Genomic DNA, 26,358 nt, shown 5'->3' with positions numbered 1-26,358 from the left:
CCCGGACGGCGGGGATGACGATCTGCGCCTCTCGGTGCGGATCAGAGCGCGGCGTGGAACAGCGCGGTCAGGTTCTCCTCGGTCAGCGCCACGGGGTTGCCACCGCAGGAGGGGTCGATGATCGCGCCCTTGACCAGTTCGGGGATGCTCTCTTCCGTCACGCCAAGTTCCGACAGTTTGCGCGGGATGCCGAGGCTGTCGTTGAATTCCTGCACGAAGGCACGGAACCCGTCGAGGCCCCCGGCGATGCCCAGATAGGCCGCCGCGGCGGCGAAGCGTTCGGCGATGGCGGGGCCGTTGAACGCCAGCACGGCGGGCATGCAGACCGCGTTGGTGGTGCCGTGATGGGTATTGAAATGCGCGCCGATGGGGTGGCTCATGGCGTGGATCGCGCCCAGGCCTTTCTGGAAGGCGGTGGCGCCCATCGCTGCCGCGCTCATCATCTGCGCGCGGGCCTCAAGATCGGCGCCGTCGGCATAGGCGCGCGGCAGATACTCCTTGACCAGCCGCATGCCCTCCAGCGCGATGCCCTGGCTCATCGGGTGGTAGAAGGGCGAGCTGAACGCCTCCACGCAATGGGCGAAAGCGTCGAGCCCGGTGCCCGCAGTGATGAATTTCGGCATGCCCACGGTCAGCTCGGGGTCGCAGATCACCACGCTCGGCAGGACCTTGGGGTGGAAGATGATCTTTTTCGCGTGCGTTTCCGAATTCGTGATGACGCTGGCGCGCCCCACCTCCGACCCGGTTCCGGCGGTGGTGGGCACGGCGATGATCGGCGCGATGGCGTCAGCATCCGCGCGCGTCCACCAATCGCCGATATCCTCGAAATCCCACACCGGCCGCGTCTGGCCGGCCATGAAGGCGACCATCTTGCCCAGGTCCAGCCCCGAGCCCCCGCCAAAGGCGATCACCCCGTCATGGCCGCCCGCCTTGTAGGCCGCGACGCCGGCATCGAGGTTCTTTTCGTTCGGGTTCGGATCGACCTCGCCGAACAGCGCGCGGCCAAGTCCCGCCGCCTCCAGGATATCGAGGGTCCGCGCGGTGATCGGCAGGCCGGCAAGCCCGCGGTCGGTGACCAGCAGCGGGCGCTTGATGCCGGCCTGCGCGCAGGCCGCGGGCAGTTCCCCGATGCGGCCTGCGCCGAACTTGATAGCGGTCGGGTAGGACCAGTTTGCAGTCAGGCTCATGCTGTCACCTTTTTCAGATGGTAGGATTTCGGACGGGTCAGGTTGTGATAGCCGATCACCGACAGCCCGCCGCCGCGGCCGGTCTGCTTGCAGCCGGTCCAGCACAGGCCGGGATCGAGGTAATCGGCGCGGTTGAGGAAGACGGTGCCGGTCTCGATCCGGTCGCCCACCCGTTCGGCACGTTCCAGGTCGCGGGTCCAGAGAGACGCGGTCAGGCCGAAAACGCTGTCGTTCATCAGCGCAATCGCCTCTTCGTCGTCCTTGACCGGCATGATCCCCACGACCGGGCCGAAGCTTTCATCGCGCATCACCCGCATGTCGTGGGTGACGCCCGTCAGGATCTGCGGCGTGAGATAGGCGCCACCGTCATCCTCGGCGAAGGTCTCGATATGCGCCACGGCGCCGGCGGCCAGCGCCTCGCCGATCTGGGCGCGCACCTCGCGCGCGAAGCGGATGTTGGCCATCGGCCCGATCGAGGTATCGGGGTCCAGCGGGTTGCCCAGCTTGTAGCCCTTCACGATCTTCACCGCCTTTTCGATGAAGGCGTCGAACAGGCTTTCGTGGACATAGAGCCGCTCCATCCCGCAGCAGCACTGGCCCGAGTTGAACATCGCCGCGTCGATCAGCGTGGCGACCGCCGCGTCAAGATCGGCGTCCTCCATGACATAGCCGGGATCCTTGCCGCCCAGTTCCAGCCCGACGCCGGTGAAGGTGCCCGCCGCCGCGCGCTCGATCGCGCGGCCGCCGCCGACCGATCCGGTGAAGTTCACGAAATCGAAGGCGTTGCCCGCGATCAGCCCCGAGGTGGTGTCGTGGTCGAGAAACACGTTCTGGAACACGTCCTCGGGCACGCCCGCCGAATGGAAGGCGCGCGCCATCCTCTCGCCCACCAGCAGGGTCTGCGTGGCGTGTTTCAGCATCACCGTGTTGCCCGCGATCAGCGCCGGCGCGACGGTGTTGATCGCGGTCATGTAGGGGTAGTTCCAAGGCGCCACCACCAGCACCACGCCCAGCGGCACGCGCCGGATGTAGCGCTTGAAGGTAGCGTCCTCGCCCACCTCGATATTGGCCAGCGCCTCGCCGGCGATGCCGGCCATGTAACTGGCGCGCTCGTTGAAGCCGCCGAACTCGCCGCCGTAGCGCACCGGGCGGCCCATCATGTGCGCCAGTTCCGGCACCACCTCGTCATTCATCGCGCCGACGGCGGCGACGCCCGCGAGCACCAGCTCGATCCGCTCCTGCAGGGGGCGGGCGGCCCAGGCCGCCTGCGCCGCGCGGGCCCGCGCGGCCGCGGTGCGCGCGGCCTCGGCGCTGAGCGTCTCACGCTCGGCATAGACCGATCCGTCGATCGGCGAGATGCATTTCAGTGTTTGGCTCATGGTGTCCTCAATCAGGCCAGTTCGAACCCGCGCGCCACCTCGTAATCGGTGACCACGCGGTTGAAATCCTCGATCTCGCACTCCGCCGCGCGGGCGTAATGGTCGATCACGTCGTCGCCCATCGCCGCGCGCAGCATGGCCGAGCCCATCAGGGCCTCGCGCGCGTCGCGCAGGGTGTGGGGGATATGGGCGCCTTCGCCCTCATAGGCGTCGCCCTTGAAGGGCGGCTCCAGCTCCAGTCGCTCCTCGATCCCGCGGATGCCCGCCGCCAGCATCGACGCCATCGCCAGATAGGGGTTGATGTCCGAACCGCCGACCCGGCATTCGATCCGCACCGCCCTGGTCCCGTCGCCGCAGAGGCGGAAGCCGGCAGTGCGGTTGTCGATCGACCAGATGATCCGCGTCGGCGCGAAGGTGCCGCGCTGGAAGCGCTTGTAGCTGTTGATGTAGGGGGCCAGGAAATAGGTGTAGTCGGCGGCGTATTTCAGCAACCCCGCGACGTAGCTCTTCATCAGCGCCGACATGCCGAGGCTGTCCTCGGGGTCATGGAAGGCCGGCTTGCCGTCCTGCCACAGCGACTGGTGCACATGGCTGGACGAGCCCACCTTGTCGTGATGCCATTTCGGCAGGAAGGTCACGGCACGGCCCTGCTGCCAGGCGATTTCCTTGGCCGCGTGCTTGGCGATGGTGTGGTAGTCGGCGGTGTCCAGCGCGGGGGCATATTTGATGTTCAGCTCCTCCTGCCCGGCCTCGGCCTCGCCCTTGGTGTTCTCCACCGGGATGCCCGCGTTCCACAGGTGATTGCGCAGCGGGCGCATGACGTGCTCTTCCTTGGTGGTCTGCAGGATGTGGTAATCCTCGTTGTAGCCCGAGAGGGTCGCGAGGTCGCGGTAGCCGCCCTTGCGGATCTCCTCGAAGCTCTTCTCGAAGAGGAAGAATTCCAGCTCCGAGGCCATCATCGCCTCGTAGCCCATCTCCTCCAGCCGCTTCAGCTGCCGTTTCAGCACCGCGCGGGGCGAATGCGGGATCTCCTGGTGGGTGTGATGGTCGAGGACGTCGCACAGCACCATCACCGTGCCCTCCAGCCAGGGCATCGGGCGCAGCGTGCTCAGGTCCGGCTTCATCACATAGTCGCCATAGCCGCGCCGCCAGCTGGTGGCGGCGAAGCCCTCCGGCGTGGACATGGCCAGGTCGGTCGCCAGCAGGTAGTTGCAGCAATGGGTTTCCTCCCAGGCGCTGGCGACGAAATGCCCGGCGTGGAAGCGCTTGCCCATCAGGCGGCCCTGCATGTCGACGAGGCAGACCAGAACCGTATCCACAGCGCCGGCCGCGACCTGGGCCTTCAGTTCCTCGAAACTCAGTATGCCAGACATGGGCAGTTATCCTGTTCTGAATGGGGAGGCCCCGGCGCGCGCCGCCGGGGCCGGTCTCGTGTGGGCCGGGGCCGTTCAGCCGTAGCGGTAGGGGCGGCCCGCCTTCTGCATGTCGGCGTTATACTGCTTGAAGATCTCCACCACCTTGGCCTTGGTCTCGGATTCGGCCGCGATCTCGTCCCAGAACTTGGTCGCGGCCGCCTCGACCTGCGCCCATTCGGCGTCGGGGATCGTGGTCAACTGCATCTTGGTGCCGTTGACGCGGAGGCTGGCCTCGCCGCCCCAATACCACCACTGGCGGTAGTAATGCGACTGGTCGCAGCAGACGCGGAACAGGGTCTGCAGATCCTCGGGCAGTTCGTCCCAGCGCCCCATGTTGGCGAAGAACGACCCCGCCCAGGCGCCCGAGATGTTGTTGGTCAGGAAATAGTTGGTTACGTCGGCCCAGCCCACCGTGTAATCCTCGGTGATGCCCGACCAGGCGATGCCGTCAAGCTCGCCCGTCTGCACCGCGACCTCGATGTCCTCCCAGGGCAGCGTGACCGGCACCACGCCGAACTGCGACAGGAAGCGGCCCGCCGTGGGGAAGGTGAAGACGCGCTTGCCCTTGAGATCCTCAAGGCTGTTGATCGGGTCCTTGGTGGCGAAATGGCACGGATCCCAGGACCCGGCCGAGATATGCTTGACCCCGACCTTGGCATATTCGGCATCCCAGATCTCGTTCAGCCCATACTGGTTGAACAGCACCGGCACGTCGAGCGAGTAGCGCGAGGCGAAGGGGAAGTAGCCGCCGAAGACCGTGACCTCTGTGGGCGAGGCCATCGAGTCGTCGTCGGACTGCACCGCGTCGATCGTGCCGCGCTGCATGGCGCGGAACAGCTCGCCGGTGGGCACCAGCTGATCGGCGAAGAACAGCTCGATCTGCATGCGGTCGCCGGCGATCTTGTTGAACATGTCGATCGCGGGCTTCACCACATGCTCGGCCAGCGCCGGGCCGGCATAGGTCTGCATGCGCCACTTGATGGTGGACTGCGCCAGCGCCGGGGCGGCCAGAGGCGCGGCCATCGCGCCGACGCCGGCGGTGGTCAGGAACTTACGTCTGGTGGTCATCTCACTTACTCCTTGTTGGTGTAATGGCCCCCTTGCGGGGCTCTTCTCTCGGTTATTTTCCGTAGACATAATCCGGCAGCCACAGCGCGATCTCAGGGAAGACCATGACCAGCGCCAGCGCCAGCACCATGACCAGGGAAAAGGGAATGATCGAAACATAGATGTCGCGCAGGCCGATCTCGGGCGGGGCCATGGCGCGCATCAGGAACAGGTTGTAGCCGAAGGGCGGGGTCATGTAGGCGATCTGGGTGGTGATGGTGTAGAGCACACCATACCAGATCAGGTCGAAGCCCAGCGCCCCCACCAGCGGCACATAGAGCGGCGCCACGATCACCAGCATCGCCGTGTCGTCCAGGAACGTCCCCATGACGATGAAGCTCAGCTGCATCAGCACCAGGATCATCCACGGGCTGAGGCCCAGCTGCTCGGTGAACAGGTTCTCGATCGCCTTGACCGCGCCCAGCCCGTCGAACACCGCGCCGAAGCCCAGCGCGGCGAGGATGATCCACATGAACATGCACGATACCGCCAGCGTGTGGCGCACCGAGGTCTCGAAGACCTGCTTCGTCATCCGCCCTTTCACGATCGCCGCCACGAAGGCCGCCATCGCCCCGATGGCCGAGCTTTCCACCAGCGAGGTCCAGCCGTTGACGAAGGGCACCATCATCGCCGCGAAGATCACCAGCGGCAGGATGCCCGCGCGCAGCAGGCGCAGCTTCTCCTCCATCGGCACGTTGCGCTCTTCCGCCGGCAGGACCGGCCCGAGATGCGGCTGCACCCGGCAGCGCAGATAGATGTAGAGGATGAACATCGCGGCCATCATCAGACCGGGAATGACACCGGCCAGCCACAGCTGCCCCACCGGCTGGCGCGCGATCATGGCGTAGAGCACCAGCACCACCGACGGCGGCACAAGGATGCCGAGGCTCGACCCCGCCTGGATCACGCCGGTCACCATGATCTTGTCATAGCCGCGCTTCAGCAACTCCGGCAGGGCGATGGTGGCGCCGATCGCCATGCCCGCGACCGACAGCCCGTTCATCGCCGAGATCAGCACCATCAGCCCGATCGTGCCGATGGCGAGGCCGCCCTTCACCGGGCCCATCCAGACATGGAACATCCGGTAGAGGTCGTCGGCGATCTTCGATTCCGACAGCACATAGCCCATGAAGATGAACATCGGCAGGGTCAGCAGCGGATACCATTTCATCAGCTTCATCGCCGCCGAAAAGGGCACGTCCACGCCCCCCGTCCCCCACAAGAGCAGCGCCGCCGCCGCGCCGACGAAGCCGATCGCGCCGAACACGCGCTGGCCGGTCAGCAGCATCAGCATCATCGAGCTGAACATCAGCAGGGCGATCATTTCATAGGACATCAGATTTCTTCCCCGCGAATGCGTCCGATATCCCGGAACAGTTCAGCCAGCGTCTGCAGCAACATGAGGAACACGCCAATGGAGAGAAGAGTCTTCACTGGCCACAGCCAGGGCCGCCAGGCGGTCGGGCTGCGCTCCAGGTAGCCCAGCTTCCCGGCCGCGGCGTCCAGCCCGCCGGTCAGCAGCGCGCCCAGCAGGTCCCGGAAAAAGGCGAAGGGTTCGGTCCCGAAATAGCCCAGCGCATAGGCCGTCGAGCCGACCGCGCCATAGAGCAGCACGCCGAGATAGAACATCAGGAACAGCACGGTGACGGCGTCGAACCACGCCTTCGTCTTCACCGACCAGCCGCCGTAGAACAGGTCCATCCGAACGTTCGAGCCGAGCTGGATCGAATAGGGCCCGCCCAGAACGTAATAGGCGACCATCACGAATTGCGCGGTCTCCAGCGTCCACAGCGAGGGCGTGAAAAGGGTCTTCGACACCGAGGACCACAGCAGCACCCCCACCAGCACGAAGATCAGATACATCGCGATCCGCCCGATGAAGCGGTTCATCGCGTCGACAGCGTGGACATAGCCGCGAACGATCCTAGGCATCCTCCGCCCCCTTGCTCTCGACGCCCAGCGCCGCCAGCGCCGGGCCGATCATTGTCATCAGGTCCCGCGCCATGGCCTCGACGCCCGCGTCATCGGCCACCAGATCGTTGCGGAACTCGATCATCACGTTGGGCAGGCCCTGCGCGATGCCGTGGATTTTCAGCGAATGGGTCACCCCGTCCTCGGGCCCGTAGGGCTTGTTGCGCTCGACCCGGCGGCCTGGCAGGCGGCCGGCCTCGGCCAGCATGGCGTCGGCCATACGGCTGTCCGCGTCGTGCAGGATGCCGATCTCGGTCTCGCGCCTCTTGCCGTAGAACACCGGCGTGAAGCTGTGAATGGTGATCAGGACGGTGGGCAGGCCGCGCGCGCGCCGCGCGTCGATCAGCGCCGTGACGCTGTCGCAGAAGGGGCGGTAGACGGTTGCGATCCGCTCTGCGCGCTGCTCGGGGGGCAGGTCGCGGTTGCCCGGCACCTCCACCACCTCGGAGAACACGGGCATGGAGCTTTCCGCCTCGGGCGGGCGGTTGCAGTCATAGACCAGACGCGAGACCCGGCTGGCCACCAGCGGCGCGTCCAGCGCCTGCGACAGGCTCAGCGCCACGGCGCGCGCGCCGGGGTCCCAGGCGGCATGGCTTTCGCGCCACTCCGCGCGCAGGCCCAGCCCGTCATAACGGTCGGGGACGTGGCAGGAGGCATGTTCGCACAGCAGCAGCGCCACCCCCGGACCGTCCGGGTTGATCACTTCGACAGCCGGCGAGCCGCCTATGGGATTGCCTTGGGACATACGCACCCTCCCTGCGCTGTAAAAATCTTTCCACAGTGGCCGTTCTTGTGTCAATATATCTTCAATGCGGCCGGTGAGGGATGACGCCACGTCTGCCCCGCAGCGGTCGCTTCGCCCAAGATTGCAGCAGGAAGAACAGGAAAAGCCGTTGAAGAAGTCGCCCGCGACCGTGCGCGAACTGATCCGCGAACATTATGCCGCCCTCACCCAGTCGGAGCGCAAGTTCGCGAATTCATTACTGGAAAACTATCCCGCAGCCGGTCTTGCCTCGATCACCATCGTCGCGGCGAACGCCGATGTCTCCACACCCACGGTGGCGCGGATGGTGCAGAAGCTGGGCTTCAAGGGTTACCCGCAATTCCACCAGGCGCTGCTGAAGGAGCTGGAGGCCAAGGTCTCCGGCCCCACCCAGCGCCGCGCCAAATGGGCCGCCGAGGCGCCCGAGTCGCATCTGCTCAACCGCTTCGCCCAGGCGGTGACGCGAAATATCGACCAGACCTTCTCGAACCTCGACACCGGCAGCTTCGATTCCGCCGTCCGGCAACTGGCCGACACCGGGCACCAGCTCTATGTCGTGGGCGGGCGCATCACCCGGGCGCTGGCGGATTACGCCTTCACCCATTTCCAGGCGGTGCGCCCGCGGGTCACGCATATGACCGCCTCCTCCGCCACCTGGCCGCATTACCTGCTGGACATGGAGGCGGGCGACACGCTGCTGATGTTCGACGTGCGCCGCTACGAGACCAACCTGGAGCGGTTGGCGGAACTCGCCGCCGAACGCGGCGTCCGGGTGATCCTGATCACCGACCAATGGGCCAGTCCGATCGCCGGCGTCGCCACGCACAGCTTCAACTGCTGGGTCGAGATCCCCTCGGCCTGGGATTCGAACATCTCCACCATGATGCTGCTGGAGGCGCTGATCGCCGCCACCCAGGAGGAATGCTGGCCCGAGACCCGCGACCGCTACGAGCGGCTCGACGCGCTGTTCGACATGACGCGGCTGTTCCGCAAGCCCAGCTAGGGCCGGCTCAGGGCCGCGACAGCAGGCTGCCGGGCCGGGCGCGGGCGATGGCGGCGGTCACCAGCCCCGCGATCACCACCTTGATCGCGTCGCCGGGAAGGAAGGGCAGCGCCAGCGCCGCCGCCCCGGACAGCGACTTGTCGAGGGTGATCGCCATGCCGATGATGCCGGGGATGTAGAGCGCGACCACGCCCCCGAGAAAGGCGCCGATCATCGCGGCCCACGTCAGCGGCACCGCCCTGAACCTCTCGACGATGGTGCCGGCCACGAAAGCCGCGATCGGAAAGCCCACCAGGAAGCCCGCCGTCGGCGAGACGAAGACGCCCAGCCCGCCCCGCCCGCCCGACAGCAGCGGCAGGCCGAGTGCCACCAGCAGCAGGAACAGCAGCACCGCCAGCGCCCCCTTGCGTGCGCCGAGCACCGTGCCGCACAGCATAACTCCCAGGCTCTGGGCCGAGATCGGCACCCCGGACATCAGGGTGATGGTGGGGATCAGCCCCAGGGCGGCGATCAGCGCGGCGAACAGCGCGATCATGACCACGTTACGTTCCATGTCGGTTCCTTTCGGTTGCTCCGGCAGGCAGGCCGCCGCGCGCGCGCAGGGCCTCTGCCACATATTCGGCGTCATCGAGGGCGGCCAGCGTCACCGGGATGACGATGTTCCAGCCCGGCCGGCGCGGGCTGCGCGCCCGCCAAGCCTCGGCCAGCGCGCGGCCCTTTTCGATCAGGACGGGCGTGAAACGGATCACCAGCGCGATGGCGAAGCCGACCGCGCCGGTCCGCACCCCGAGACGCTCCAGCGGCCGCAGCGCGCCGTTGACCACCCCGATCATTTCGTCCAGCCGCGTCGTCATCGTCACCAGGTTGGCCAGCGCCACCGCCGACAGGATGCGCCCCGTCAGGGCCAGCCCCGTCGCGAGGTCCCGCGTGGCCCCGTGCCAGAGCAGGATCACCGCCACGAAGGGCCAGAGCGGCCGCAGCGCCCGCGCCCCCTGCCGCAGGACCGCGCGCCCGGCGATGGCGTAGGCCGCCGCGACGATGGCCAGCGGGATCAGCATGACCGCCGGCCGCTCGACCCGGAAGACGGCGACGGTGAAGCCCGCCATGACCAGCAGCTTGAGCGCGGCGGGCAGGCGGTGAAACACCGTGTCAACCGGCGAGGTCAGTGCCAGCATCGCCGCTCTCCTCCGCGTTCATCGCCGCCAGGAAGGCGTCCAGCACCGGCCCGGGCGCACCGTCGGCCCGGATGCGGCCCGCGTCGATCCAGAGCACCCGGTCATAGCCCTCCAGCGCCGAGGGGTCGTGCGTGATCTGGATGATCGCCGGTTCGATCTCCGCCAGGTAGCGGCGCAGGGCGCGCGTGGTGGGGATGTCGAGCCCGGAAAACGGTTCGTCGAGCAGGATCACCGCCGGCCGCATCGCCAGAACCGCCATCAGGCAGACCAGATGCCGCTGTCCCTGCGAGAGGGTGGCGACCGCGCGCGGCGCCCAGTCGGGCCGGCCGAACCGCGCGAGCATGGCCTGGGCGCCCGCCCGCGCCTCGGATTTCGACTGCCCCAGCTGGGTCAGGCCGAAGGCCAGCTCCTCCTCCACGGTCGGAAAGATGATCTGGCGGTCGGGGTTCTGGAACAGGATGCCGACGACCCCGACGGCGGCGCGGCGCTGGCGATAGACATCGACGCCGTTGACCAGCACCCGACCGCTGTCCGGGGCGATCAGACCCGCGATCAGCCGCGCCAGCGTGGATTTGCCCGAGCCGTTGCGCCCGACGACGCCGATGCGGCGCTCGGACAGTTCCAGCGTGGTGTCGCACAGCACCGCGCGCCCGCCGAAGGCGCAGGAGACGCCCTGCAGGCGCACCTCGGCCCGCGCGGAGGGCGGCGCGATCCCGCTGTCCGGCCAAATCCTCACGTCGTCCACCCCAATTGCCCTGCCCCTGCGGCGCCCCGGTCCCCGATCATGTCGGTTTTTTCGCCCGCGGGCAATCGGGGGCTGCGGTCCCGGCGCAACGGGCGCCGGGCGCGCGGGGGGCGGCCGCGTCAGGCCAGCAGGCCGGCCAGCCAGGCGGCGGCGCGCAGGACCTCGGCGTCGCGGCCCATCGGGCCGACCACCTGCACCCCGACCGGGCGGCCATCGGCGGCGCGCAGCCCGGGGACGTTGACGCAGGGCCCGCCCAGCAGCGTCCACAGCCGGTTGAAATCGGGTGAGCCGGTGCCGCTATCGAAGGCCGGCGCGGCGCCGGGGGCGGAGGGGGTGACGAGGATCGGCGTGTCGCCCAGATCCGCGGCGAAGCGCTGGCGCAGCCGGTCGATCATCGCGCGGCCCTCGGCCTGCGCCTCTCCGGGCAGGTCGTCGCGCCCCTCCTCCAGCATCGCGCGCAGCTGCGGGCTGAGCAGTTCGCGGTGGCTGTGCCATTCGTGCGACAGCGCCTGAAAGGCCTCGCGCGCCATGATCCGCGGATGCGCCTCGATGGCCGCGCCGTATTCGGCGGGCAGCTCCAGCTCGACCGTGGCGACCTTGCCGCGCAGGCGCGCGCCGAGCTCGTCCCAGGCCGCCTGCATCTCGGGCGCGGCGCGGTCCCACACCGGCGAGCGGCACAGGCCGATCGCCCGCGGCGCCTCGGGCGCACGGGCCCCGCGCAGCAGGGGCAGGCCGGTCACCGCCTCGGCGAACAGCGCCGCGTCGGCAACCGAGCGGGCAAACACCCCCACCGTGTCGAAGCTGCGCGCCAGCGCCTTCACGCCCCCGGGCTCGATCAAATCGAAGCTGGGCTTGTAGCCGACCACGCCGCAATAGGCCGCGGGCCGAACCACCGAGCCCGCGGTTTGCGTGCCGAGCGCCAGCGGCACCATCCCCGCCGCCACCGCCGCGGCCGAGCCGCTGGAAGAGCCGCCCGGCGTATGGCCGGGTGCTGCCGGGTTGCGGGTCGGCGCCGGCCTGTAGGTGGCGAATTCCGTGGTCTCGGTCTTGCCCATCACATAGGCGCCCGCCAGCCGCGCCAGCGCCACCACCGCCGCATCCACCGGCGAGATCGCGCCGGCGTAGATCGGTGAGCCGCAGGTGCGCGGCAGGCCCTCGGCGTGGATGACATCCTTGACGCCGATGGGCAGGCCCGCCAGCGCGCCCTGTCCCGGCGCCCCGGCCCCGGCCAGACGCGCCAGCGCCCCCTCGGGGTCGAGATGCGCCCAGGCGTGGATCTGCGGCTCGGCCTCGGCGCAGCGCTCCAGCAGCGCGCGCAGATAGCCCTCCGGCGTCAGCGTGCCGGCCTCGAAGGCGGCAAGGGCCGCCAGCGCGGTGTCGGGTATCGTGGTCATGTCCTGTCCTCCCCCTGCCCGGCCCAGTCGCTGATCAGGCGGGCGTAAATATCAACGGCATCGTGAAGCTTGCCGATCTCGCAATATTCGTCGGTCTGATGCGCCAGACCCGGCTCGCCCGGCCCCAGGATCACCGTGGGCAGACCGTCGAAGGCGGGGGTGAAGACCGAGGCGTCGGTGAAATAGCTGACGCTTTCGGGTCGGCTGACCTCGCCGGTGACGGCCTCGACCGCGCCCGCCACCCGCCGCATCCAGGGATGCGCGGGGTCGGTCCAGACCGGCGGCAGATCGACCAGCACCTCGACCTGGGCCTCATCGCCCAGGAACTGCGTCAGGTTCTCGCGCAGCGCGTCATGGTCGAGCCCCGCCACGCTGCGGATGTCCACGCCGATCTCGGCCCGGTCGGGGACCGAGTTGATGTTCATCCCGCCGGAAATCGTGCCCACGTTCAGCGTCGGCGCGCCCATTACCGGATGCGGCGCGACGTTGAAGCCGAAGGCGGCCAGTTTCCCGACCACCCGCGCCGCCCCGACCACGGCATTCACGCCGCGCTCGGGCATCGAGCCGTGCGCGGTGACGCCTGTCGTGACCACCCGCAACCACAGCGCGCCCTTGTGGCCGGCCAGCGGCCGGTTGGCGGTGGGCTCGGCCACGACCAGCGCGCCGGGCCGGCGCAGCCCGCCCTCCGCGACCAGCGCCCGCGCCCCGTCCGAGCCGGTCTCCTCGCCCGCGGTGATCAGCAAGAGCACGCCGGGACCCGCGCGCAGCGCCTCGGCCTCCCGGATGCAGGCCACCACGAAGGCGGCGACGCCGCCCTTCATGTCGGTGGTGCCGCGGCCGTAGATCCGGCCGTCCTCGATCACCCCCGCGAAGGGGTCGTGCCGCCAGCCCTGCGCGCCCAGCGGCACCGTGTCGAGATGCCCGGTGAAGGCCAGCGGCGCGCCCGAGCCGTCGCCGAGATAGGCCAGCAGGTTGGCCCGCCCCTCGCCCATCGGGCGCAGCTCGGTCTCGAACCCCGCGGCGTCGAGCACCCCCTGCAGGTCGCGCGCGCAGGCGGCCTCGTCGCCCGGCGGGTTCACCGTGTCGAAGCGCAGCAACCGGCGCGTCAGCGCGATGACATCTGTGGCATCTTCCATGCCGCCCTCCTCAGCCGAAATACGCGGCATAGACTTCCTTGTCGTCCTTCAGCGCCTCGGCGGTGCCCTGCGCCACCACGCGCCCGCCCGACAGCACATATCCGTAATCGGCGATGGCCAGCGTCTGACGCACGTTTTGTTCCACCAGGAACACCGTGATGCCGCTGTCGCGGATGCCGTCGATGATGCGGAAGTTCTCCTTCACATAAAGCGGCGACAGGCCCAGCGACGGCTCGTCGATCAGCAGGATGCGGGGGCCGCCCATCAGGCCGCGCCCGATGGAAACCATCGCCTGCTCGCCGCCCGACATGGTGCCGGTGAGCTGATCGCGCCGCTCGGCCAGGCGCGGGAAGGTGTCGAAGACCTTCTCCATCCGCTCGCGGATCAGCGCCTCGTCGGCGACCTGGAAGGCGCCGAGGCGCAGGTTCTCAGTCACCGTCAGCTTGGGGAACATCCGCCGCCCCTCGGGGATGCAGGCGATGCCCGCCGCGATCACCTTGTGGGTGGGGGCGCCGGTGATGTCCTGGCCATCGACCGTGATCCGCCCGGCGCGCGGCGGTGTCAGCCCGAGGATGGAGCGGATCAGCGTCGATTTCCCCGCCCCGTTCGAGCCCAGAAGGCAGGTGATCTTGCCCGGCACGACCTCCAGCGAGACGTCCAGCAGGACATCGGCCTTGTCATAGGCGGTGTAGACGTTTTCGATCTTGATGCTGCTCATGGGTCAGTCCACCCCCAGATATGCGCTTTGGACCTCGGGATCGGCGGCGATCTGGGCATAGCTGCCTTCGCTGATCTTGCGGCCATAGCTGAGCACGACGCAATGGTCGGTCAGGCGTTCGATCACGCCCATCTCGTGCTCGATGATGATGATCGACAGGTCGTCCATGCGATCCCGCACCGCCAGGATGTCGTCCATCAACTGCGCGGTCTCGTCATGGGTCATACCGGCCGACGGTTCGTCCAGCAGCAACAGCTTCGGCCCCGAGACCAGCGCGCGGCAGATCTCGATCCGGCGCCGCTCGATCATCGGCAGGGCGCCGACGGGCTCGAACATGCGGCCGGCCAGCTCCCTGGAGAAGCCCGCGACCAGCTCGCGCGCCTTGTCGTAGCCTTCCTCGACCTGCCGGCGCAGCGCGCCGCGCCGGATCAGGTTGAACCACAGCCCGTTGTCGAGCCGGGCGTGGTTGCCGATCATGATGTTGTCGAAGATCGACAGCGGCAGGCACAGGCGCGAGCGCTGGAACGTCCGGGCGATCCCCGCCTCGTAGACCTTGCGCGCGCTGAGCCCGGTGATGTCCTGCCCGTCGAAACGCACCCGCCCCTGGCTGGGCGAATAGATGCCCGTCACCACGTTGAAGCTGGTCGTCTTGCCCGAGCCGTTGGGGCCGATCAGGCCGAGGATCTCGCCGCGCTTGACGCGCATGTCCAGCCCGTCCAGCGCGCGGACCCCGCCGAAGCTCTTGCCCAGGCCTTCGAATTCGAGAAGCGCGTCGCTCATTGTTGCGGCCTCCAGCTGGGGAAATAACTGCGCACCTTGCGCGGCAACAGGCCCTGCGGGCGGAACAGCAGCATCAGGATCACCAGACCCGAAAACAGCAGGAAGCGGTATTCCTGCAGGATCTGCAGCTTCTCCGGCAGCAGCACCACGATGGCGGCGGCCAGCGCCGTGCCCCACAGGCTGCCAAGCCCGCCCAGCAGCACGATCGACACCATCAGCAGGCTATCGGCGAAGGTGAAGCTGTTGGGCGCGATGAAGCTGATCATCATGCCGTAAAGCGCCCCGGCGACACCCGCCAGCACATTGCCGAAGGTGAAGGCCAGCACCTTGGCCCGCACCACGTTCAGCCCGAAACAGGCCGAGGCCGTCTCGTCCAGCCGCACGCTGTCCAGCGTCAGCCCCAGCCAGGAACGTTCAAGCCGCTGGGTCAGCACGAAGGCCAGCACCGCGAGCCCCCCGCCCAGCAGCGCGTAGTTGACGTAGAAGGACATCTCGACGCCCAGCAGAACGGGGCTGGAGTTGAAATCCCAGCCGAACAACTTCATCGGGCCGACCATCAGGCCCTGCGGCCCGCCGAGCACGTCGTTGACCTCCAGAAAGGTCTTGAACAGCACGCCGAAGGCGATGGTGACCACGGCCGAGTAATGGCCGGCGGTGCGCACCACCGGCACGATCAGCAGAAAGCCGATCGCCGCCGCGATCACGCCGCCCGCGACCAGGATCAGCAGCGGCGGCACCGCGGAATGCGCGGTCAGGACCGCCGCGGTGTAGGCGCCCATGCCGAAGAAGGCGGCACCGGCGAAATTGACCATGCCGGTCAGGCCGAACTGCACGTTCAGCCCCAGCGCCACGGTCATGTAAAGCAGCATGGTGGTCAGCATCAGCAGCGGGAAATGCTCCTCGCCCAGCAGGAAGATCACCGCCAGAAGGCCCAGCAGGATCGCGCCGTTCATGCTGCGGCCGTGGCCGCGCATGGCCGCGTCCAGGGTGTCGGGCAGCCCGGTGCGGCCCAGCGCCCAGCCGCCCAGCGCGGCCAGCGCCACCAGGCCGAGGACGGCGATCTCGGATTCGGCCAGCAGGAACAGCCAGCCATAGACCGCGGTGGCCGCCACCGCGCCCAGGCCCACGGCCAGGGGCGGCAGGCCGAGCCAGCCGCTCTTGGGGGTCGTTTTGTCTGTCATCGAAATTTCCTCACACACGGTCGCTGCTGCGCTCGGCGATCAGGCCGGTGGGTTTCCAGGCCATCAGCGCGATCACCACGCCGAAGGCGAACACATCCTTGTAGGCGCTGGCGAAGGGCAGCGCGACGGCGCCCACGGTCTGCAGCCCGGCGAACAGGAAGCCGCCCAGGATCGCGCCGTAGATATTGCCCAAGCCCCCGATGATCGCGGCGGAAAAGCCGATCAGGCCCAGCAGCAGCCCCATGCCGAAATTGACCTCGTTGTAGTAGAGGCCGTTCATGATGCCGGCGAAGGCCGCCGCCCCCGAGCCGATGGCGAAGGTCACCAGCACGATCAGGGTATAGTTGATGCCCATGATCTTGGCGGTCTCCTCGTCCTGCGCCACGGCGCGGATCGCCAGGCCCAGCCGGGTGCGGTTGATCAGCAGGTTCAGCCCGATGATCACGGCGATCCCCGCGCCCACCAGGATCACGCTGTCCGCGCGCAGCGCGAAACCGCCCAGATCGACCGAGGCCGTCGGCAGAAGCGCCGGAAAATTCTTGGGGTTGGAGCCGTCGGGATAGAACAGCCGCACCGCCTCGCGGATCGCGGTGCCCAGCATCAGCGTGATCAGCAGGATGTTGAGCGGCGGCGCCGATTTCAGCGGCAGCACCAGGTAGCGCGCGATCAGCGCGCCGACCGCGGCGGTGGTCGTGATCGAGACGATCAGGATCACGGCGATCATCAGCCAGGGATTCTCGATCCCCATGGCCAGGACGCCGATATAGACGGTGAACCCGGTGAACGAGCCCAGCATCAGCACGTCGCCATGCGAGAACTTGATCACGTCGAGCACGCCGAAAAACAGGGTGAAGCCGACGGCGACAAGGGCATACATCGTGCCCAGCATGACGCCATTGGCCAGATACTGGCCGAGCAGACCGATATCCATCAGGAGACCTCCGGAGATTGCAGAGGCGGGCGGGGCGCACAACGGCGCCCCGCCCGCGGAGTTGATGCGATTACTTGCCGGTCAGCTTGCGGGTGCCGTCAGCGTATTCGCTGTCTTCCCACACGACCCACTGGCCGTCCTGCGCGACATAGGTGGTGATCAGCGCCACGGTGTTCTGGCCGTGATCGTCGAAGGACACCGAACCGGTGATCGAGTTGTGCTCGTTCACGTCGGCAAGGTATGCGGTCAGCGCCTTGCGGTCCGGGCCGACCTCCTCGATGCCGTCCAGCAGCAGGCTCATCGCGGCGAAGGCGAAGGGGCCATAGGCCTCGAAATCCTCACCGTAGCCGGCCTTTTCATACTCCGCCATGAAATATTCGCCGCCCGGCAGCTTCTCGGCCGGCGCGCCCTCGAGGAAGGTCACCGTGCCCTCGGCCAGATCGCCGCTGAGGCCGGCGAAATAGGCGTCCGACTTGATCCCCGACACGCCCTGGAACTGCGCCTCGATGCCCAGCTTGTCCATCTGCTGACGGATACGCACGGCGATCGGGGTCAGGCCGCCGAAATAGACCACGTCGGGGTTGAGCTCCTTGATCTTGGTGAGCTCGGCGGTGAAGTCCTGCTGATCCGAGGTCACGCCGAAGGTGCCCAGGATCTCGCCGCCGCGCTCGGTCAGGAACTGCGAGAAATACTTGTTGTGGCCTTTGCCGTAGTCGGTGGTGTCATGGATGATCGCCCAGGTCTTGTAGCCCTGCTCGGTCATGAACTTGGCCGCGGTCTCGTTCTGGTTGATCATCGTGCCGTTGACGCGATGCACCTCGGCGTAGTCGTTGCCATAGGTGATGTCGGGCAGCACGGCGCCCCAGACGATGACCGGCAGGTTGAACTTGTGGTAAATGTCCACCGTGCCCATCGCCACCGCCGAGCAGTAATGCGTCACGGCGCCCACGACCTTGCGGTTGGTCGCCAGCTTGGTCGCCACCTGGACGCCGACATTGGGCTTGCACTCGTCGTCCAGCGGCTCCAGCTCGTATTCGTATTTGGCGTTGGGGTCCTGGTTGCGCAGCGCAACCGCCAGCGCGGCCGAGTTGCGCCCGCCAAGCCCCATATTCGACACCCCGCCCGACAGCGGGCCGATGAAGCCGACCTTGACGGTTTCCTTGGCCAGCGCCGGCCCGGCCAGGCCCAGCGAAAGCGACGCCGCAAGCGCGAAGGACAAGAAGCTGCGTCTGTTTTCCGTGAATTTCATCTATTTACTCCCTGCGTTCATTTTGTGCCAGCAGCCGCAATCGAGGGGCATCCCGCTGGCCACTTGCCGGGAAACTCTTTCTCAGAGAAATTTGAATGACAATAAATTTTTTACGGATATGGCAGTTTTCTATTGAAGATTTCTACCACGATGAAAATTGTCACTATGGCGCGCGGCCGCTGATGGCGAATTGATCCGGGCGCGATCCAGGGCGTTGCGGGGACTTCGGGCCGCCCCCCGAACTTGGCGGGCCAGGCAAAAGCCGCTACATCCGGCGGGCGGCAAGACAGGGAGCGAAGATGGCAAACGACAAGGCGGACATGTCGCCGATCAGCGATCTCGGCGCCCGGCTGCACGCCGCGCGGCTGAACAATGGGCTGACCCTGAAAAGCCTGGCCGAAATGGCCGGCTGCTCGGTTTCGATGCTGTCCAAGATCGAGAACGAACAGACCTCGCCGTCGCTCAAGACGTTGCACCAGATCACCGCGGCGCTGGACATGACCATCGTCCAGCTCTTCGCCGAGGCCGAGACCGAGGGCGTGCGCCTCTACCGCAGCGGCGAGCGCCCCTCGGTCATGGTGCGGCGGATGAGCAACCAGCCCGCGATCTTCATCGAGCGCCTCTCGCCGACCTACCCCGGCACCATGCTGGACGCGAATATCCACACCCTGGAGCCCGGCGCCGACAGCGGCGGCGACATCCGCCACGACGGCGAGGAGATCGGCTATGTGCTGGAGGGCGCGGCCGAACTGACCGTGAACGGCGAGGTCATCCCGCTGGTGCAGGGCGATTCCTTCTATTTCTCTTCGCAGCTGCCGCACCGCTACCGCAACACCTATGACGGCACGACCCGGATCCTGTGGGTAAACACCCCGCCGACGTTCTGAGAGCGCCGCTCAGCCCGGAAACCCGGGGCGGCGCGCGGCCACGCCCAACTCGCGCTCCAGCGCCATCCCGAGATTGAGCAGCGGCCCCTCCTGGAACAGCCGTCCCCACAGCGATACGCCCTGCGGCACCGTGAACCGGCGCCCCGTCCGGCCCGCCGCGCCCGAGGAAAGGTTGCCGGCCTCCAGCGCCGCCCCCCCGCGCGTCGGCAAGTCCTCGAAACCGGCGCGCAGATGCAGGCAGGGATGGCCGGTGAAATTGCTCGCCACCAGCATCGGCCCCGTCGAGAACGGGCCGATCAGCGCATCGACCCGGTCGAACAGCCCGTCCAGCGCCAGCATGACCTGATAGCGCAGCCGGTCCAGCTGCACATGGTCCACCGCCGACAGGAACCGCGCCTTGCGGAAGGTGTTGGGCCAGGCCACGTCATCCTGCCAGGTCAGGCTGTCATCCGCGCCGCTCAGCGTCAGCTCCTCGAAGGCCGCGGCCGCCTCGGCGTAGAGGGTGTTCATCAGCGCGCCATAGGGCAGATCGGGCAGCGCGACCTCGACCACCTCGATCCCCAGCCGGCGCGCCGCGGCGAGCGCGGCATGGTCAACGCCCGTGGCCCCCTCGCCGAAGGCTTCCGGCAGATAACCCAGCCGCATCCCCGCGATCCCCGCGCCCGCATCGAAATGGAACGCCGCGTCGATCGAGCCGCGGTCGGCCAGGTCGCCGCCATTGAGAACCGACAGCACCATCGCCGTGTCCTCGACCCCGCGGCAGATCGGCCCCACCTTGTCCAGAGACCAGCACAGCGCCATGCCCCCCGCGCGCGACACCCGCCCGAAGGTCGGGCGCAGACCGGTCGTGCCGCAGCGCTGCGAGGGCGAGGTGATCGAGCCCAGCGTCTCTGTGCCGATCGCGAAGCCGCACAGCCCCGCCGCCGTCGCCGCCGCCGATCCGGCGCTCGAGCCGTTCGAGCCCTCGTTCAGGTTCCACGGATTCCGGGTCTGGCCGCCATACCAGATGTCGTTGTAGGCCAGCGCGCCCACCGAGGTCTTGCCCAGCAGGACCGCGCCGGCCGCGCGCAGCTTGTGCACGATGGTCGCGTCGGTGTCGGGAATGCGGTCCCGGAACGGCTCGGCGCCCCAGCCGGTGGTCACGCCCCTGGTGTCGAACAGATCCTTCAGCCCGTAGGGAATGCCATGCAGCGGGCCGAGAACCACGCCCTGCTCCAGCAGGCGATCCGCGGCCTCCGCCTCGGCCAGCGCGCGCCCGGGCGTGACCCGGGCCCAGCATTTCAGCATCGGGTCCAGCGCCTCGATCCGCGCGAGGTAGAGCTCGGTCAGCCGCCGGCTGCTGAGCGTGCCCGAGGCGATCCATGCGGAAAGGCGCGGCAGCGGGGCGAAGGCGATATCCGCGTCGTCATCGGGCAGCGGACCGGGATCGGCCGCGGAAAACCGCAACGGCCCCTGCGGCGCCGGCATCGGCGTGGTCGGCAGGCGCGGGTCGAAGCGCAGCGCCATCGGCGCCGAATTGGCCAGCGCGACCTTGCGCCGCGCCACCGCGGCCTCGATCTGACCGCCGAGATTGCCGGCCATCTGCGCGCGTTCGCGCGCGGTCTGGGCGATGCCCAGCAGCCGCTCCGCCGCCTCGATATCCTCGATCGCAACCTGCCGCTCGCCCATCGCGCCCCCCCTGTCCCGCTCTCCACGCCGGCGATGGCCGGATGCGTCAGATCTTCAGATGTTCCAGAACCCGCTCGCGGCTGCCCGCGCCCACCTCGCCGGAATCGTCGATCTCGCCCAGCTTCAGCACCGCCCAGCGGTCGGCCACGTCGAGGGCGAAGTTGAGGTTCTGCTCGACCAGCAGGATGGTGGTGCCATTGGCCTCGCGCTCGGCGCGCAGCGCGTCGGCGATGCGGGCGATCACCGTGGGCTGCAACCCCTCGGAGATCTCGTCGATCAGCAGCAGATCGGGCCCCAGCATCAGCGCCCGCGCCATGATCAGCATCTTCTGCTCGCCGCCCGACAGCGTGCCCGCCTTCTGCGCCAGCCGGTCCCGCAAAAAGGGGAAATGGCCGAAGACACGCTCCAAGGCCGCGCCCAGCTCACGGTCGGAGTGAACGGCGAGCCGCAGGTTGTCGCGGATGCTGAGATCCTGGAACAGCGGCTGCTCCTGCGGGGCGTAGCCGACCCCGGAGCTGACCAGCGCCTTGGGCGAGGCGCCGACGATCGACGCGCCGTCCATGCGGATATCGCCGCCGCGCGCCGCCACGAGGCCGAGGATCGTCTTCAGCAGGGTCGTCTTGCCCATGCCGTTCTTGCCCATCAGCGCGAAGATCTCGCCGCGGCGGATCGACAGCGACAGGTCCCGGACGATGGCGACCGGGCCGTAGCCGCTGGTCACGCCGTCAAGCTCCAGCTTTGCCTCAGCTGCGCTGCTGTCAAACATGCTCGCCCCCCGAATAGATCGTCTTCACGATGTCCGAATTCACCACCTCCTGAACCGAGCCGTCCAGCACCAGCCGCCCCTGGTGCAGCACCACGATCCGGCTGGAGATGTCGCAGACGAAATCGAGGTCGTGCTCGACCAGGATCGCGGCGAAGCCCAGCTCGGAGGTCAGCTTTTTCAGGATCGCGCCGATGGTGGTGCGCTCGGTCTTGGTCAGGCCGGCGGTGGGCTCGTCGAGCAGGATCAGCCGCGGCTCCAGCGACACCACCATCGCCAGTTCCAGGCTTTGTTTCTGGCCATGCGACAGCAGCGAGACCTCTGTCGCCAGCAGTTTGTCGAGCCCGGTCAGGCGCAGGATCTCGATCGCGGCGGGCGGCAGGCCCAGCGCGTCCGAGGCAGTGACGAAGCTCGGCGCCTCCAGCGCGGCGCGCGACATGCGCAGGCAGTCGGCAACGGTCATGCTTTCGAACACGCTGGCCACCTGGAACTTGCGCCCCACGCCCAGCGCCACGATCTGGTTGGGGATCATGCCCGCGATGTCCTGCCCGGCAATCCGAACGGTGCCGCCCGAGCGTTCCTTGCCGTCGGTCAGGCAGCGCATCATCGTGGTCTTGCCCGCCCCGTTGGGGCCGACCAGGCTGACCAGCTCGCCCGGCGCCACGTCTAGGGTGATGTCCTCCAGAACCTTCTGGCTGCCGTAGGATTTCTCCAGCCTCTCGATGCTCAGCAGCGGGCCGCTGGCGGTCTTCATGTGGTGCAGCGGCTTCTCCGGCACCAGGGTGGGGCCGCCGCCCGCCACGACCTCGCTGCGGCCGCGCCGGGTGAAGCGCGTCACCAGCGCCGCCAGGCCGTTGGGCAGGAAGATGATCATCACCACGAACAGCGCGCCCACGATCAGCTGCCACAGGAAGGGCAGCTCGCCCGACAGGTTGGCGCTGAGATAATCGATGCCGATGGTGCCCAGAACGGGGCCCAGCACGGTGCCGCGCCCGCCCAGCGCCGTCCAGACCACCAGCTCGGTGCCAAAGACGAAGCCGGTGTTCTCGGGCGCCACCACCCCCGAGGCGTTGGCGTATAGGAACCCGGCCAGCCCCGCGACGCCCGCCAGCGTGGCGGTCAGCGCGATCTTGATGCGCTGGGTGTTGAGGCCGAGATAGGCGCAGCGGGTCTCGTTGTCGCGGATCGCCGTCAGCAGCCGCCCGGCGTCCGAGCGCACGAAGACCAGCGCCGCCACCGCGACCGCCACCAGGCATATCCCCGACAGGCGGAAGAACCCCTCCAGCCCGAAAGGCAGCCCGAAATAGCCCACCAGGCCGCTGCTCGATCCGGTCAGCGTGCCGCCGGAATAGACCAGCTGCGTGACCACGATCGGAAAGACCAGCGAGATCACCGTGGCGTAGATCGGGGTCGAGCCGTAGTAGAAGGACAGCCAGCCCACCGCGACGCCCAGCAGCACCGGCACGACGATGGCCAGCACCAGCGCCAGACCCAGCAGCGCGGGCGAGCTGCCGATATGGGTCAGCAGCATCGCCGAGGCATAGGCGCCGATGCCGAAGAACGCCGCCTGCCCGAAGGTCAGGATGCCGGTGAAGCCCCACAGCAGATCCACGGTGATCGCCAGGATCGCGTAGATCATCGAGCGGGTCAGCACGTTCATGCTGAAACGGTCAAGGAACAGCGGCCCCAGCAGGACCAGCGCCAGCGCCACGCCGGCGAGGATCGCCAGGATCAGCGGCCGCCGCCGCCCCGCGGCAGAGGGGATGGGTGCGGTCACGGTGTCAGACACGGGCAAAGCCTTTCGAACTGATGCGGAGGACCAGCGCGCACAGCACGGCGACGGTGATCCCCCCGAGGATCGGACTGATGAAGGTGGAGACCAGCACCTGCGCGCCGCCGAACAGCAGGCAGGCCACCGCCAGCGCCCCGAAGGACGACCCCGCCACCATCACCAGCATGAACGAGCCGATCAGCCAGGCCACGCCCATGGTGGGGTCGACGCTGGTCAGCGGCGTCAGCAGCACCCCCGCCAGCGCGGTCAGCCCGGTGCCGATCATGAAGGTGACAAGACGGATGCGCGCGGTGTCGAGCCCCAGCGCGCGGGCGAGCGCCTCGTTCATGATGATGGCGCGCGCCGACAGGCCCAGCCGCGTGCCCTCGAGCAAGAAGGCGAAGCCCAGCCCGATGACCACCGCGGCGCCCAGCGCGAAGATGCGGTAAAGCGAATAGGTGGTGCCGAGCACATGGATGGTGCCGGGCAGCAGGCTTTCGGTGAATTGCACGTCGCGGCCGAACCACAGCGTCACAAGCTGGCCGATGACGATGCCCAGGCCCCAGGTCGCCAGGATCGCGTCCAGCGGCCGGGCGTAGAGCGGGCGCACGATCAGCCGCTCGGTCACGCCGCCCAGCACCGCCCCGGCGGCGAAGGCCAGGGGCAGCGCCAGCCAGGGGTTCAGCCCCAGTCCGCCGGCCACCACGGCGCAATAGGCGCCGACCGTCAGCCACGCGCCATGCGCGAAATTGACGATCTTCAGCACGCCGAAAATGGCCAGTAGCCCGGCCGAGACGATGAACAGGATCGCCGCCGTGGTCACGATATCCAGAAGGAGTGTCATCGGGTCGCTGTCTCCGGTTTGCCTGGGCAGAATACGTTGATGCCGGCCGGGGGGCGTGCCGCCCCCCGGCCGCTGTCGTCAGATCACAGTTTCGGGCACTGCTCGCCCGGATCGACATCCTTGAAGCTCTCGACCACGGTGACCGAACCGTCCGGCTGCACCTGGCCCAGATACATGGTCAGCGGCGCATGGTGCTGCTTGCTCATCTGGATGGTGCCGCGCGGGCCGGTGAAGGACACCTCGTCCAGCGCGTCGAGCACGGGCTTGGCGTCGGTGGTGCCGGCCTTCTCAACCGCGGCCTTGTAGAGATAGACGGCCTCGTACTGCGGCACCGAGAGGTCGTTGGGGGTGCGCAGATCGGCGCCGAACTTGGCCTCCATCGCCTTCAGGAAGGCGGCGTTCTCGGCGCTGTCGATGCCGGTGACATAGGAGGCCGAGATCAGGATGCCGGCGGCATCCGCGCCCATGCTCTTGGCGGTGCCTTCGTCCACGGCGAGGTTGGCATAGGGCAGGTCGACGCCCGCGCCGCGCAGCTGCTTGGTCAGCGTCACGTTGGGCGCGCCGCCGGCGGTCGAGGTGATCAGCGCCTCGGCGCCCGACGCCTTCAGCTTGGAGATGATCGCGGTCCAGTCGGTGCCGTCCATGGGCAGGTATTCCTCGCCCACGACCTCGCCGCCGGTGCTTTCGACATAGCTGCGGGCGAACTCCAGCATGCCGCGGCCGAAGGCGTAATCGCTGCCGATCAGGAAGTATTTCGAGGCGCCCTGCCCCTTCATGTAGTCAACGATCGGCGGCACCTGCTGTTCCGGCACCCAGGCGTTGACATAGAGGAACGGGTTGCACGACCGGCCCTCGTAGAAGGAGGTATAGATATAGGGCACCTGGCCGCGCGACACGATCGGCAGGCCGGCGTTGCGCGCCGCGCTGGTCTCCATCGAGATCAGCACATCGACCTCTTTCTGGAACACCAGCGAGTCGAAGGCCTTCTGCGCGCCCGCGGCGCCCGAGGCGTCATCGGCGATGACCAGCTCCAGCGGGCGGCCCAGCACGCCGCCGGCGGCGTTGATCTCCTCGACCGCCAGTTCGGCCGATTGCACCACCGAAGGTGCGACCACGCTGTTGGCGCCCGACAGGCCCACCGGCACGCCGATGCGGATCGGGCCGTCGCCCGCCGCATAGGCGCTGCCCGCCAGCATGACGCTGGCCACGGTTGCGAAAAGTGTTGGCATTTTCATGGTTTATGTCCCCTGTTTGACTTTCAGTTGGTTGGTGAAGGATGCGTGCCTGCCGCCTGCCGTCTTCAGCCGTAGACGTCGCTGCGCCTGTCGCCGAAGATGTCGTTGAATTCGTTGAGCTTCCGCTTCGTTGCCACGTCGGAGGGCCGGATCGTGGCATAGAGGATTTCCTCCTGCTCGCGGTCGGCGGGGCCGGCCAGCGGCCAGCCGGTGGCGTCGATGATCAGGCTCTGGCCGATGAAGGGCTGGCCGCGCTCGATGCCCACCCGGTCGGCGCAGGCGATGAACAGCCCGTTGGAATGCGCCGCCGCCTTGTGCAGGATGTTCGACATCGCCTCGGCCTTCGGGTCCTGGTCGGGCATCGGCACCCAGTTGGTGGGCACGCAGATCACCTCCGCGCCCTTCATCGCCAGCTGGCGGAAGGTCTCGGGGAACCAGCCGTCATAGCAGATCGCGATGCCGATCCGCCCCAGCGGCGTGTCGAAGACCGGCAGGCCCAGATCGCCCTTTTCGAAGAACAGGTTCTCGCGGCCCCACAGGTGCAGCTTGCGGTAGGTGCCGATATGGCCCTCGGGGCCGCAGAAGATGGCGGAGTTGTAGAACCTGCCCTCAGCCGCCTCGGCGAGGCCGGAGACGATGTAGATGTCCAGTTCGCGCGCCAGCGCGCACAGATGCTCGGCGCTGCGCCCGCCGGGAATCGGCTGGGCAAGCGCCGCCAGTTCCTCGCTGCTGTCGAAGACGTAACCGCTGTCGGCCAGTTCCGGCAGCACGATCAGCCGCGCGCCGCGGGCATGGGCCCGGCGCACGCGCTCCTCGATGGCGGCGAGATTGGCCTCCACCTGGCCGATGATCGGCTCGAACTGGATGCAGGCAATGGTCACGGTCGGTTTGTCTTCGGTCTCAGGGGTCACGTCGGTCTCCAAAACGCAAAAAGCCCCCGCCGCGGTTGATCACCGCAGATCGGGGGCTGCATAGCCGGGATGTAAGGCGGCAACCTTGCCGCGGAGCAGTCCTGCTCGTTGCCCCGGATGCTGTCATGCAGGGCGAGTTGGTTCA

The 26,358-nt window shown here is 68.0% G+C and carries 25 protein-coding genes; 2 read left to right on the top strand and 23 right to left on the bottom strand.

What is annotated here, in order from left to right; all coding sequences use genetic code 11:
• Positions 1–41: 41 nt before the first annotated feature.
• The 7 genes from KCI33_RS04445 to KCI33_RS04415 all read right to left on the bottom strand — a co-directional run bounded on the left by KCI33_RS04445 (position 42) and on the right by KCI33_RS04415 (position 7,804).
• On the bottom strand, positions 42–1,187 hold the full coding sequence (locus KCI33_RS04445) for an iron-containing alcohol dehydrogenase (protein ID WP_212523548.1): 1,146 nt from the start codon (positions 1,185–1,187) through the stop codon (positions 42–44).
• Positions 1,184–2,566, bottom strand: coding sequence for an aldehyde dehydrogenase family protein (locus KCI33_RS04440; protein ID WP_212523547.1), 1,383 nt, complete (start codon positions 2,564–2,566; stop codon positions 1,184–1,186). The genes KCI33_RS04445 and KCI33_RS04440 overlap by 4 nt, the downstream gene beginning before the upstream one ends.
• Before the next feature lie 11 nt (positions 2,567–2,577).
• Positions 2,578–3,939: a glutamine synthetase family protein gene (locus tag KCI33_RS04435; protein ID WP_212523546.1), complete on the bottom strand. Its 1,362-nt coding sequence runs from the start codon at positions 3,937–3,939 to the stop codon at positions 2,578–2,580.
• Positions 3,940–4,014: 75 nt separating this feature from the next.
• Positions 4,015–5,049, bottom strand: coding sequence for a TRAP transporter substrate-binding protein (locus tag KCI33_RS04430; RefSeq protein WP_212523545.1), 1,035 nt, complete (start codon positions 5,047–5,049; stop codon positions 4,015–4,017).
• A 52-nt stretch (positions 5,050–5,101) separates the two neighbouring features.
• Positions 5,102–6,424, bottom strand: coding sequence for a TRAP transporter large permease subunit (locus KCI33_RS04425; RefSeq protein ID WP_212523544.1), 1,323 nt, complete (start codon positions 6,422–6,424; stop codon positions 5,102–5,104).
• Entirely contained in the window at positions 6,424–7,020 is a 597-nt protein-coding gene (locus KCI33_RS04420; protein WP_212523543.1) for a TRAP transporter small permease subunit, read from the bottom strand. The genes KCI33_RS04425 and KCI33_RS04420 overlap by 1 nt, the downstream gene beginning before the upstream one ends.
• Positions 7,013–7,804, bottom strand: coding sequence for an N-formylglutamate amidohydrolase (locus KCI33_RS04415; protein WP_212523542.1), 792 nt, complete (start codon positions 7,802–7,804; stop codon positions 7,013–7,015). Before KCI33_RS04415 ends, KCI33_RS04420 begins: the two co-directional genes overlap by 8 nt.
• 148 nt (positions 7,805–7,952) lie before the next feature.
• Here KCI33_RS04415 and KCI33_RS04410 point away from each other — a divergent pair, with 148 nt between their 5' ends.
• Positions 7,953–8,825 carry a MurR/RpiR family transcriptional regulator gene (locus KCI33_RS04410; protein WP_212523541.1) on the top strand — a complete coding sequence of 291 codons (873 nt, stop codon included), beginning with the start codon at positions 7,953–7,955 and terminating at the stop codon, positions 8,823–8,825.
• Between the two features lie 7 nt (positions 8,826–8,832).
• Here the strand turns inward: KCI33_RS04410 and KCI33_RS04405 are convergent, their stop codons facing one another.
• From KCI33_RS04405 to KCI33_RS04360, 10 genes are all read right to left on the bottom strand, one after another.
• Positions 8,833–9,378: a biotin transporter BioY gene (locus KCI33_RS04405; protein WP_212523540.1), complete on the bottom strand. Its 546-nt coding sequence runs from the start codon at positions 9,376–9,378 to the stop codon at positions 8,833–8,835.
• Positions 9,368–10,000: an energy-coupling factor transporter transmembrane protein EcfT gene (locus tag KCI33_RS04400; protein WP_212523539.1), complete on the bottom strand. Its 633-nt coding sequence runs from the start codon at positions 9,998–10,000 to the stop codon at positions 9,368–9,370. The genes KCI33_RS04405 and KCI33_RS04400 overlap by 11 nt, the downstream gene beginning before the upstream one ends.
• The gene (locus KCI33_RS04395; RefSeq protein WP_349252177.1) at positions 9,975–10,685 is read right to left on the bottom strand and encodes an ABC transporter ATP-binding protein; all 711 of its coding nucleotides are present in this window, start codon (positions 10,683–10,685) and stop codon (positions 9,975–9,977) included. Before KCI33_RS04395 ends, KCI33_RS04400 begins: the two co-directional genes overlap by 26 nt.
• A 179-nt stretch (positions 10,686–10,864) precedes the next feature.
• Positions 10,865–12,139 (bottom strand): amidase, encoded by a 1,275-nt coding sequence (locus tag KCI33_RS04390; protein ID WP_212523538.1) that lies wholly within the window; start codon positions 12,137–12,139, stop codon positions 10,865–10,867.
• Positions 12,136–13,275, bottom strand: coding sequence for a M20 family metallopeptidase (locus tag KCI33_RS04385; protein WP_212523537.1), 1,140 nt, complete (start codon positions 13,273–13,275; stop codon positions 12,136–12,138). Before KCI33_RS04385 ends, KCI33_RS04390 begins: the two co-directional genes overlap by 4 nt.
• Before the next feature lie 10 nt (positions 13,276–13,285).
• Complete coding sequence (locus KCI33_RS04380; RefSeq protein ID WP_212523536.1) at positions 13,286–13,993, bottom strand: ABC transporter ATP-binding protein; 708 nt, start codon at positions 13,991–13,993, stop codon at positions 13,286–13,288.
• A gap of 3 nt (positions 13,994–13,996) precedes the next feature.
• Positions 13,997–14,773 carry an ABC transporter ATP-binding protein gene (locus KCI33_RS04375; RefSeq protein WP_212523644.1) on the bottom strand — a complete coding sequence of 259 codons (777 nt, stop codon included), beginning with the start codon at positions 14,771–14,773 and terminating at the stop codon, positions 13,997–13,999.
• Positions 14,770–15,954 carry a branched-chain amino acid ABC transporter permease gene (locus KCI33_RS04370; protein WP_212523535.1) on the bottom strand — a complete coding sequence of 395 codons (1,185 nt, stop codon included), beginning with the start codon at positions 15,952–15,954 and terminating at the stop codon, positions 14,770–14,772. The genes KCI33_RS04375 and KCI33_RS04370 overlap by 4 nt, the downstream gene beginning before the upstream one ends.
• Before the next feature lie 10 nt (positions 15,955–15,964).
• The gene (locus tag KCI33_RS04365; RefSeq protein ID WP_212523534.1) at positions 15,965–16,885 is read right to left on the bottom strand and encodes a branched-chain amino acid ABC transporter permease; all 921 of its coding nucleotides are present in this window, start codon (positions 16,883–16,885) and stop codon (positions 15,965–15,967) included.
• A gap of 70 nt (positions 16,886–16,955) precedes the next feature.
• Positions 16,956–18,134, bottom strand: a complete 1,179-nt coding sequence (locus tag KCI33_RS04360) for a branched-chain amino acid ABC transporter substrate-binding protein (RefSeq protein WP_212523533.1) — start codon at positions 18,132–18,134, stop codon at positions 16,956–16,958.
• A 299-nt stretch (positions 18,135–18,433) separates the two neighbouring features.
• On the opposite strand from KCI33_RS04360, the gene KCI33_RS04355 reads away from it, so the two are divergent.
• Positions 18,434–19,021, top strand: coding sequence for a cupin domain-containing protein (locus KCI33_RS04355; RefSeq protein ID WP_212523532.1), 588 nt, complete (start codon positions 18,434–18,436; stop codon positions 19,019–19,021).
• Between the two features lie 9 nt (positions 19,022–19,030).
• Here KCI33_RS04355 and KCI33_RS04350 read toward each other — a convergent pair whose 3' ends face one another.
• From KCI33_RS04350 to KCI33_RS04325, 6 genes are all read right to left on the bottom strand, one after another.
• Positions 19,031–20,689, bottom strand: a complete 1,659-nt coding sequence (locus KCI33_RS04350; RefSeq protein WP_212523531.1) for an amidase — start codon at positions 20,687–20,689, stop codon at positions 19,031–19,033.
• Positions 20,690–20,735: 46 nt separating this feature from the next.
• Entirely contained in the window at positions 20,736–21,455 is a 720-nt protein-coding gene (locus tag KCI33_RS04345; RefSeq protein ID WP_212523530.1) for an ABC transporter ATP-binding protein, read from the bottom strand.
• Positions 21,448–23,241 (bottom strand): ATP-binding cassette domain-containing protein, encoded by a 1,794-nt coding sequence (locus tag KCI33_RS04340; protein WP_349252176.1) that lies wholly within the window; start codon positions 23,239–23,241, stop codon positions 21,448–21,450. The genes KCI33_RS04345 and KCI33_RS04340 overlap by 8 nt, the downstream gene beginning before the upstream one ends.
• Complete coding sequence (locus tag KCI33_RS04335) at positions 23,234–24,067, bottom strand: branched-chain amino acid ABC transporter permease (protein ID WP_212523529.1); 834 nt, start codon at positions 24,065–24,067, stop codon at positions 23,234–23,236. Before KCI33_RS04335 ends, KCI33_RS04340 begins: the two co-directional genes overlap by 8 nt.
• Positions 24,068–24,150: 83 nt before the next feature.
• The gene (locus KCI33_RS04330; RefSeq protein ID WP_212523528.1) at positions 24,151–25,302 is read right to left on the bottom strand and encodes a substrate-binding protein; all 1,152 of its coding nucleotides are present in this window, start codon (positions 25,300–25,302) and stop codon (positions 24,151–24,153) included.
• 65 nt (positions 25,303–25,367) lie between these two features.
• Positions 25,368–26,213 (bottom strand): nitrilase family protein, encoded by an 846-nt coding sequence (locus KCI33_RS04325; RefSeq protein ID WP_212523527.1) that lies wholly within the window; start codon positions 26,211–26,213, stop codon positions 25,368–25,370.
• Between the last annotated feature and the right edge of the window lie 145 nt (positions 26,214–26,358).

It is taken from the genome of Actibacterium sp. MT2.3-13A (assembly GCF_018139985.1).
In the GTDB taxonomy this organism is placed as follows: Bacteria; Pseudomonadota; Alphaproteobacteria; order Rhodobacterales; family Rhodobacteraceae; genus JAGSOU01.
This window is presented reverse-complemented; position numbering and strand designations above follow the sequence as displayed.

Excerpts from the sequence above, each read along its gene's own strand:
- KCI33_RS04360 (WP_212523533.1), bottom strand. The coding sequence starts at position 18,134 with ATGAAATTCACGGAAAACAGACGCAGCTTCTTGTCCTTCGCGCTTGCG.
- KCI33_RS04435 (WP_212523546.1), bottom strand. The coding sequence starts at position 3,939 with ATGTCTGGCATACTGAGTTTCGAGGAACTGAAGGCCCAGGTCGCGGCC.
- KCI33_RS04420 (WP_212523543.1), bottom strand. The coding sequence starts at position 7,020 with ATGCCTAGGATCGTTCGCGGCTATGTCCACGCTGTCGACGCGATGAAC.
- KCI33_RS04350 (WP_212523531.1), bottom strand. The coding sequence starts at position 20,689 with ATGGGCGAGCGGCAGGTTGCGATCGAGGATATCGAGGCGGCGGAGCGG.
- KCI33_RS04415 (WP_212523542.1), bottom strand. The coding sequence starts at position 7,804 with ATGTCCCAAGGCAATCCCATAGGCGGCTCGCCGGCTGTCGAAGTGATC.
- KCI33_RS04355 (WP_212523532.1), top strand. The coding sequence starts at position 18,434 with ATGGCAAACGACAAGGCGGACATGTCGCCGATCAGCGATCTCGGCGCC.
- KCI33_RS04330 (WP_212523528.1), bottom strand. The coding sequence starts at position 25,302 with ATGAAAATGCCAACACTTTTCGCAACCGTGGCCAGCGTCATGCTGGCG.
- KCI33_RS04375 (WP_212523644.1), bottom strand. The coding sequence starts at position 14,773 with ATGAGCGACGCGCTTCTCGAATTCGAAGGCCTGGGCAAGAGCTTCGGC.
- KCI33_RS04440 (WP_212523547.1), bottom strand. The coding sequence starts at position 2,566 with ATGAGCCAAACACTGAAATGCATCTCGCCGATCGACGGATCGGTCTAT.
- KCI33_RS04425 (WP_212523544.1), bottom strand. The coding sequence starts at position 6,424 with ATGTCCTATGAAATGATCGCCCTGCTGATGTTCAGCTCGATGATGCTG.
- KCI33_RS04345 (WP_212523530.1), bottom strand. The coding sequence starts at position 21,455 with ATGTTTGACAGCAGCGCAGCTGAGGCAAAGCTGGAGCTTGACGGCGTG.
- KCI33_RS04365 (WP_212523534.1), bottom strand. The coding sequence starts at position 16,885 with ATGGATATCGGTCTGCTCGGCCAGTATCTGGCCAATGGCGTCATGCTG.
- KCI33_RS04380 (WP_212523536.1), bottom strand. The coding sequence starts at position 13,993 with ATGAGCAGCATCAAGATCGAAAACGTCTACACCGCCTATGACAAGGCC.
- KCI33_RS04405 (WP_212523540.1), bottom strand. The coding sequence starts at position 9,378 with ATGGAACGTAACGTGGTCATGATCGCGCTGTTCGCCGCGCTGATCGCC.
- KCI33_RS04385 (WP_212523537.1), bottom strand. The coding sequence starts at position 13,275 with ATGGAAGATGCCACAGATGTCATCGCGCTGACGCGCCGGTTGCTGCGC.
- KCI33_RS04430 (WP_212523545.1), bottom strand. The coding sequence starts at position 5,049 with ATGACCACCAGACGTAAGTTCCTGACCACCGCCGGCGTCGGCGCGATG.
- KCI33_RS04390 (WP_212523538.1), bottom strand. The coding sequence starts at position 12,139 with ATGACCACGATACCCGACACCGCGCTGGCGGCCCTTGCCGCCTTCGAG.
- KCI33_RS04445 (WP_212523548.1), bottom strand. The coding sequence starts at position 1,187 with ATGAGCCTGACTGCAAACTGGTCCTACCCGACCGCTATCAAGTTCGGC.
- KCI33_RS04370 (WP_212523535.1), bottom strand. The coding sequence starts at position 15,954 with ATGACAGACAAAACGACCCCCAAGAGCGGCTGGCTCGGCCTGCCGCCC.
- KCI33_RS04335 (WP_212523529.1), bottom strand. The coding sequence starts at position 24,067 with ATGACACTCCTTCTGGATATCGTGACCACGGCGGCGATCCTGTTCATC.
- KCI33_RS04400 (WP_212523539.1), bottom strand. The coding sequence starts at position 10,000 with ATGCTGGCACTGACCTCGCCGGTTGACACGGTGTTTCACCGCCTGCCC.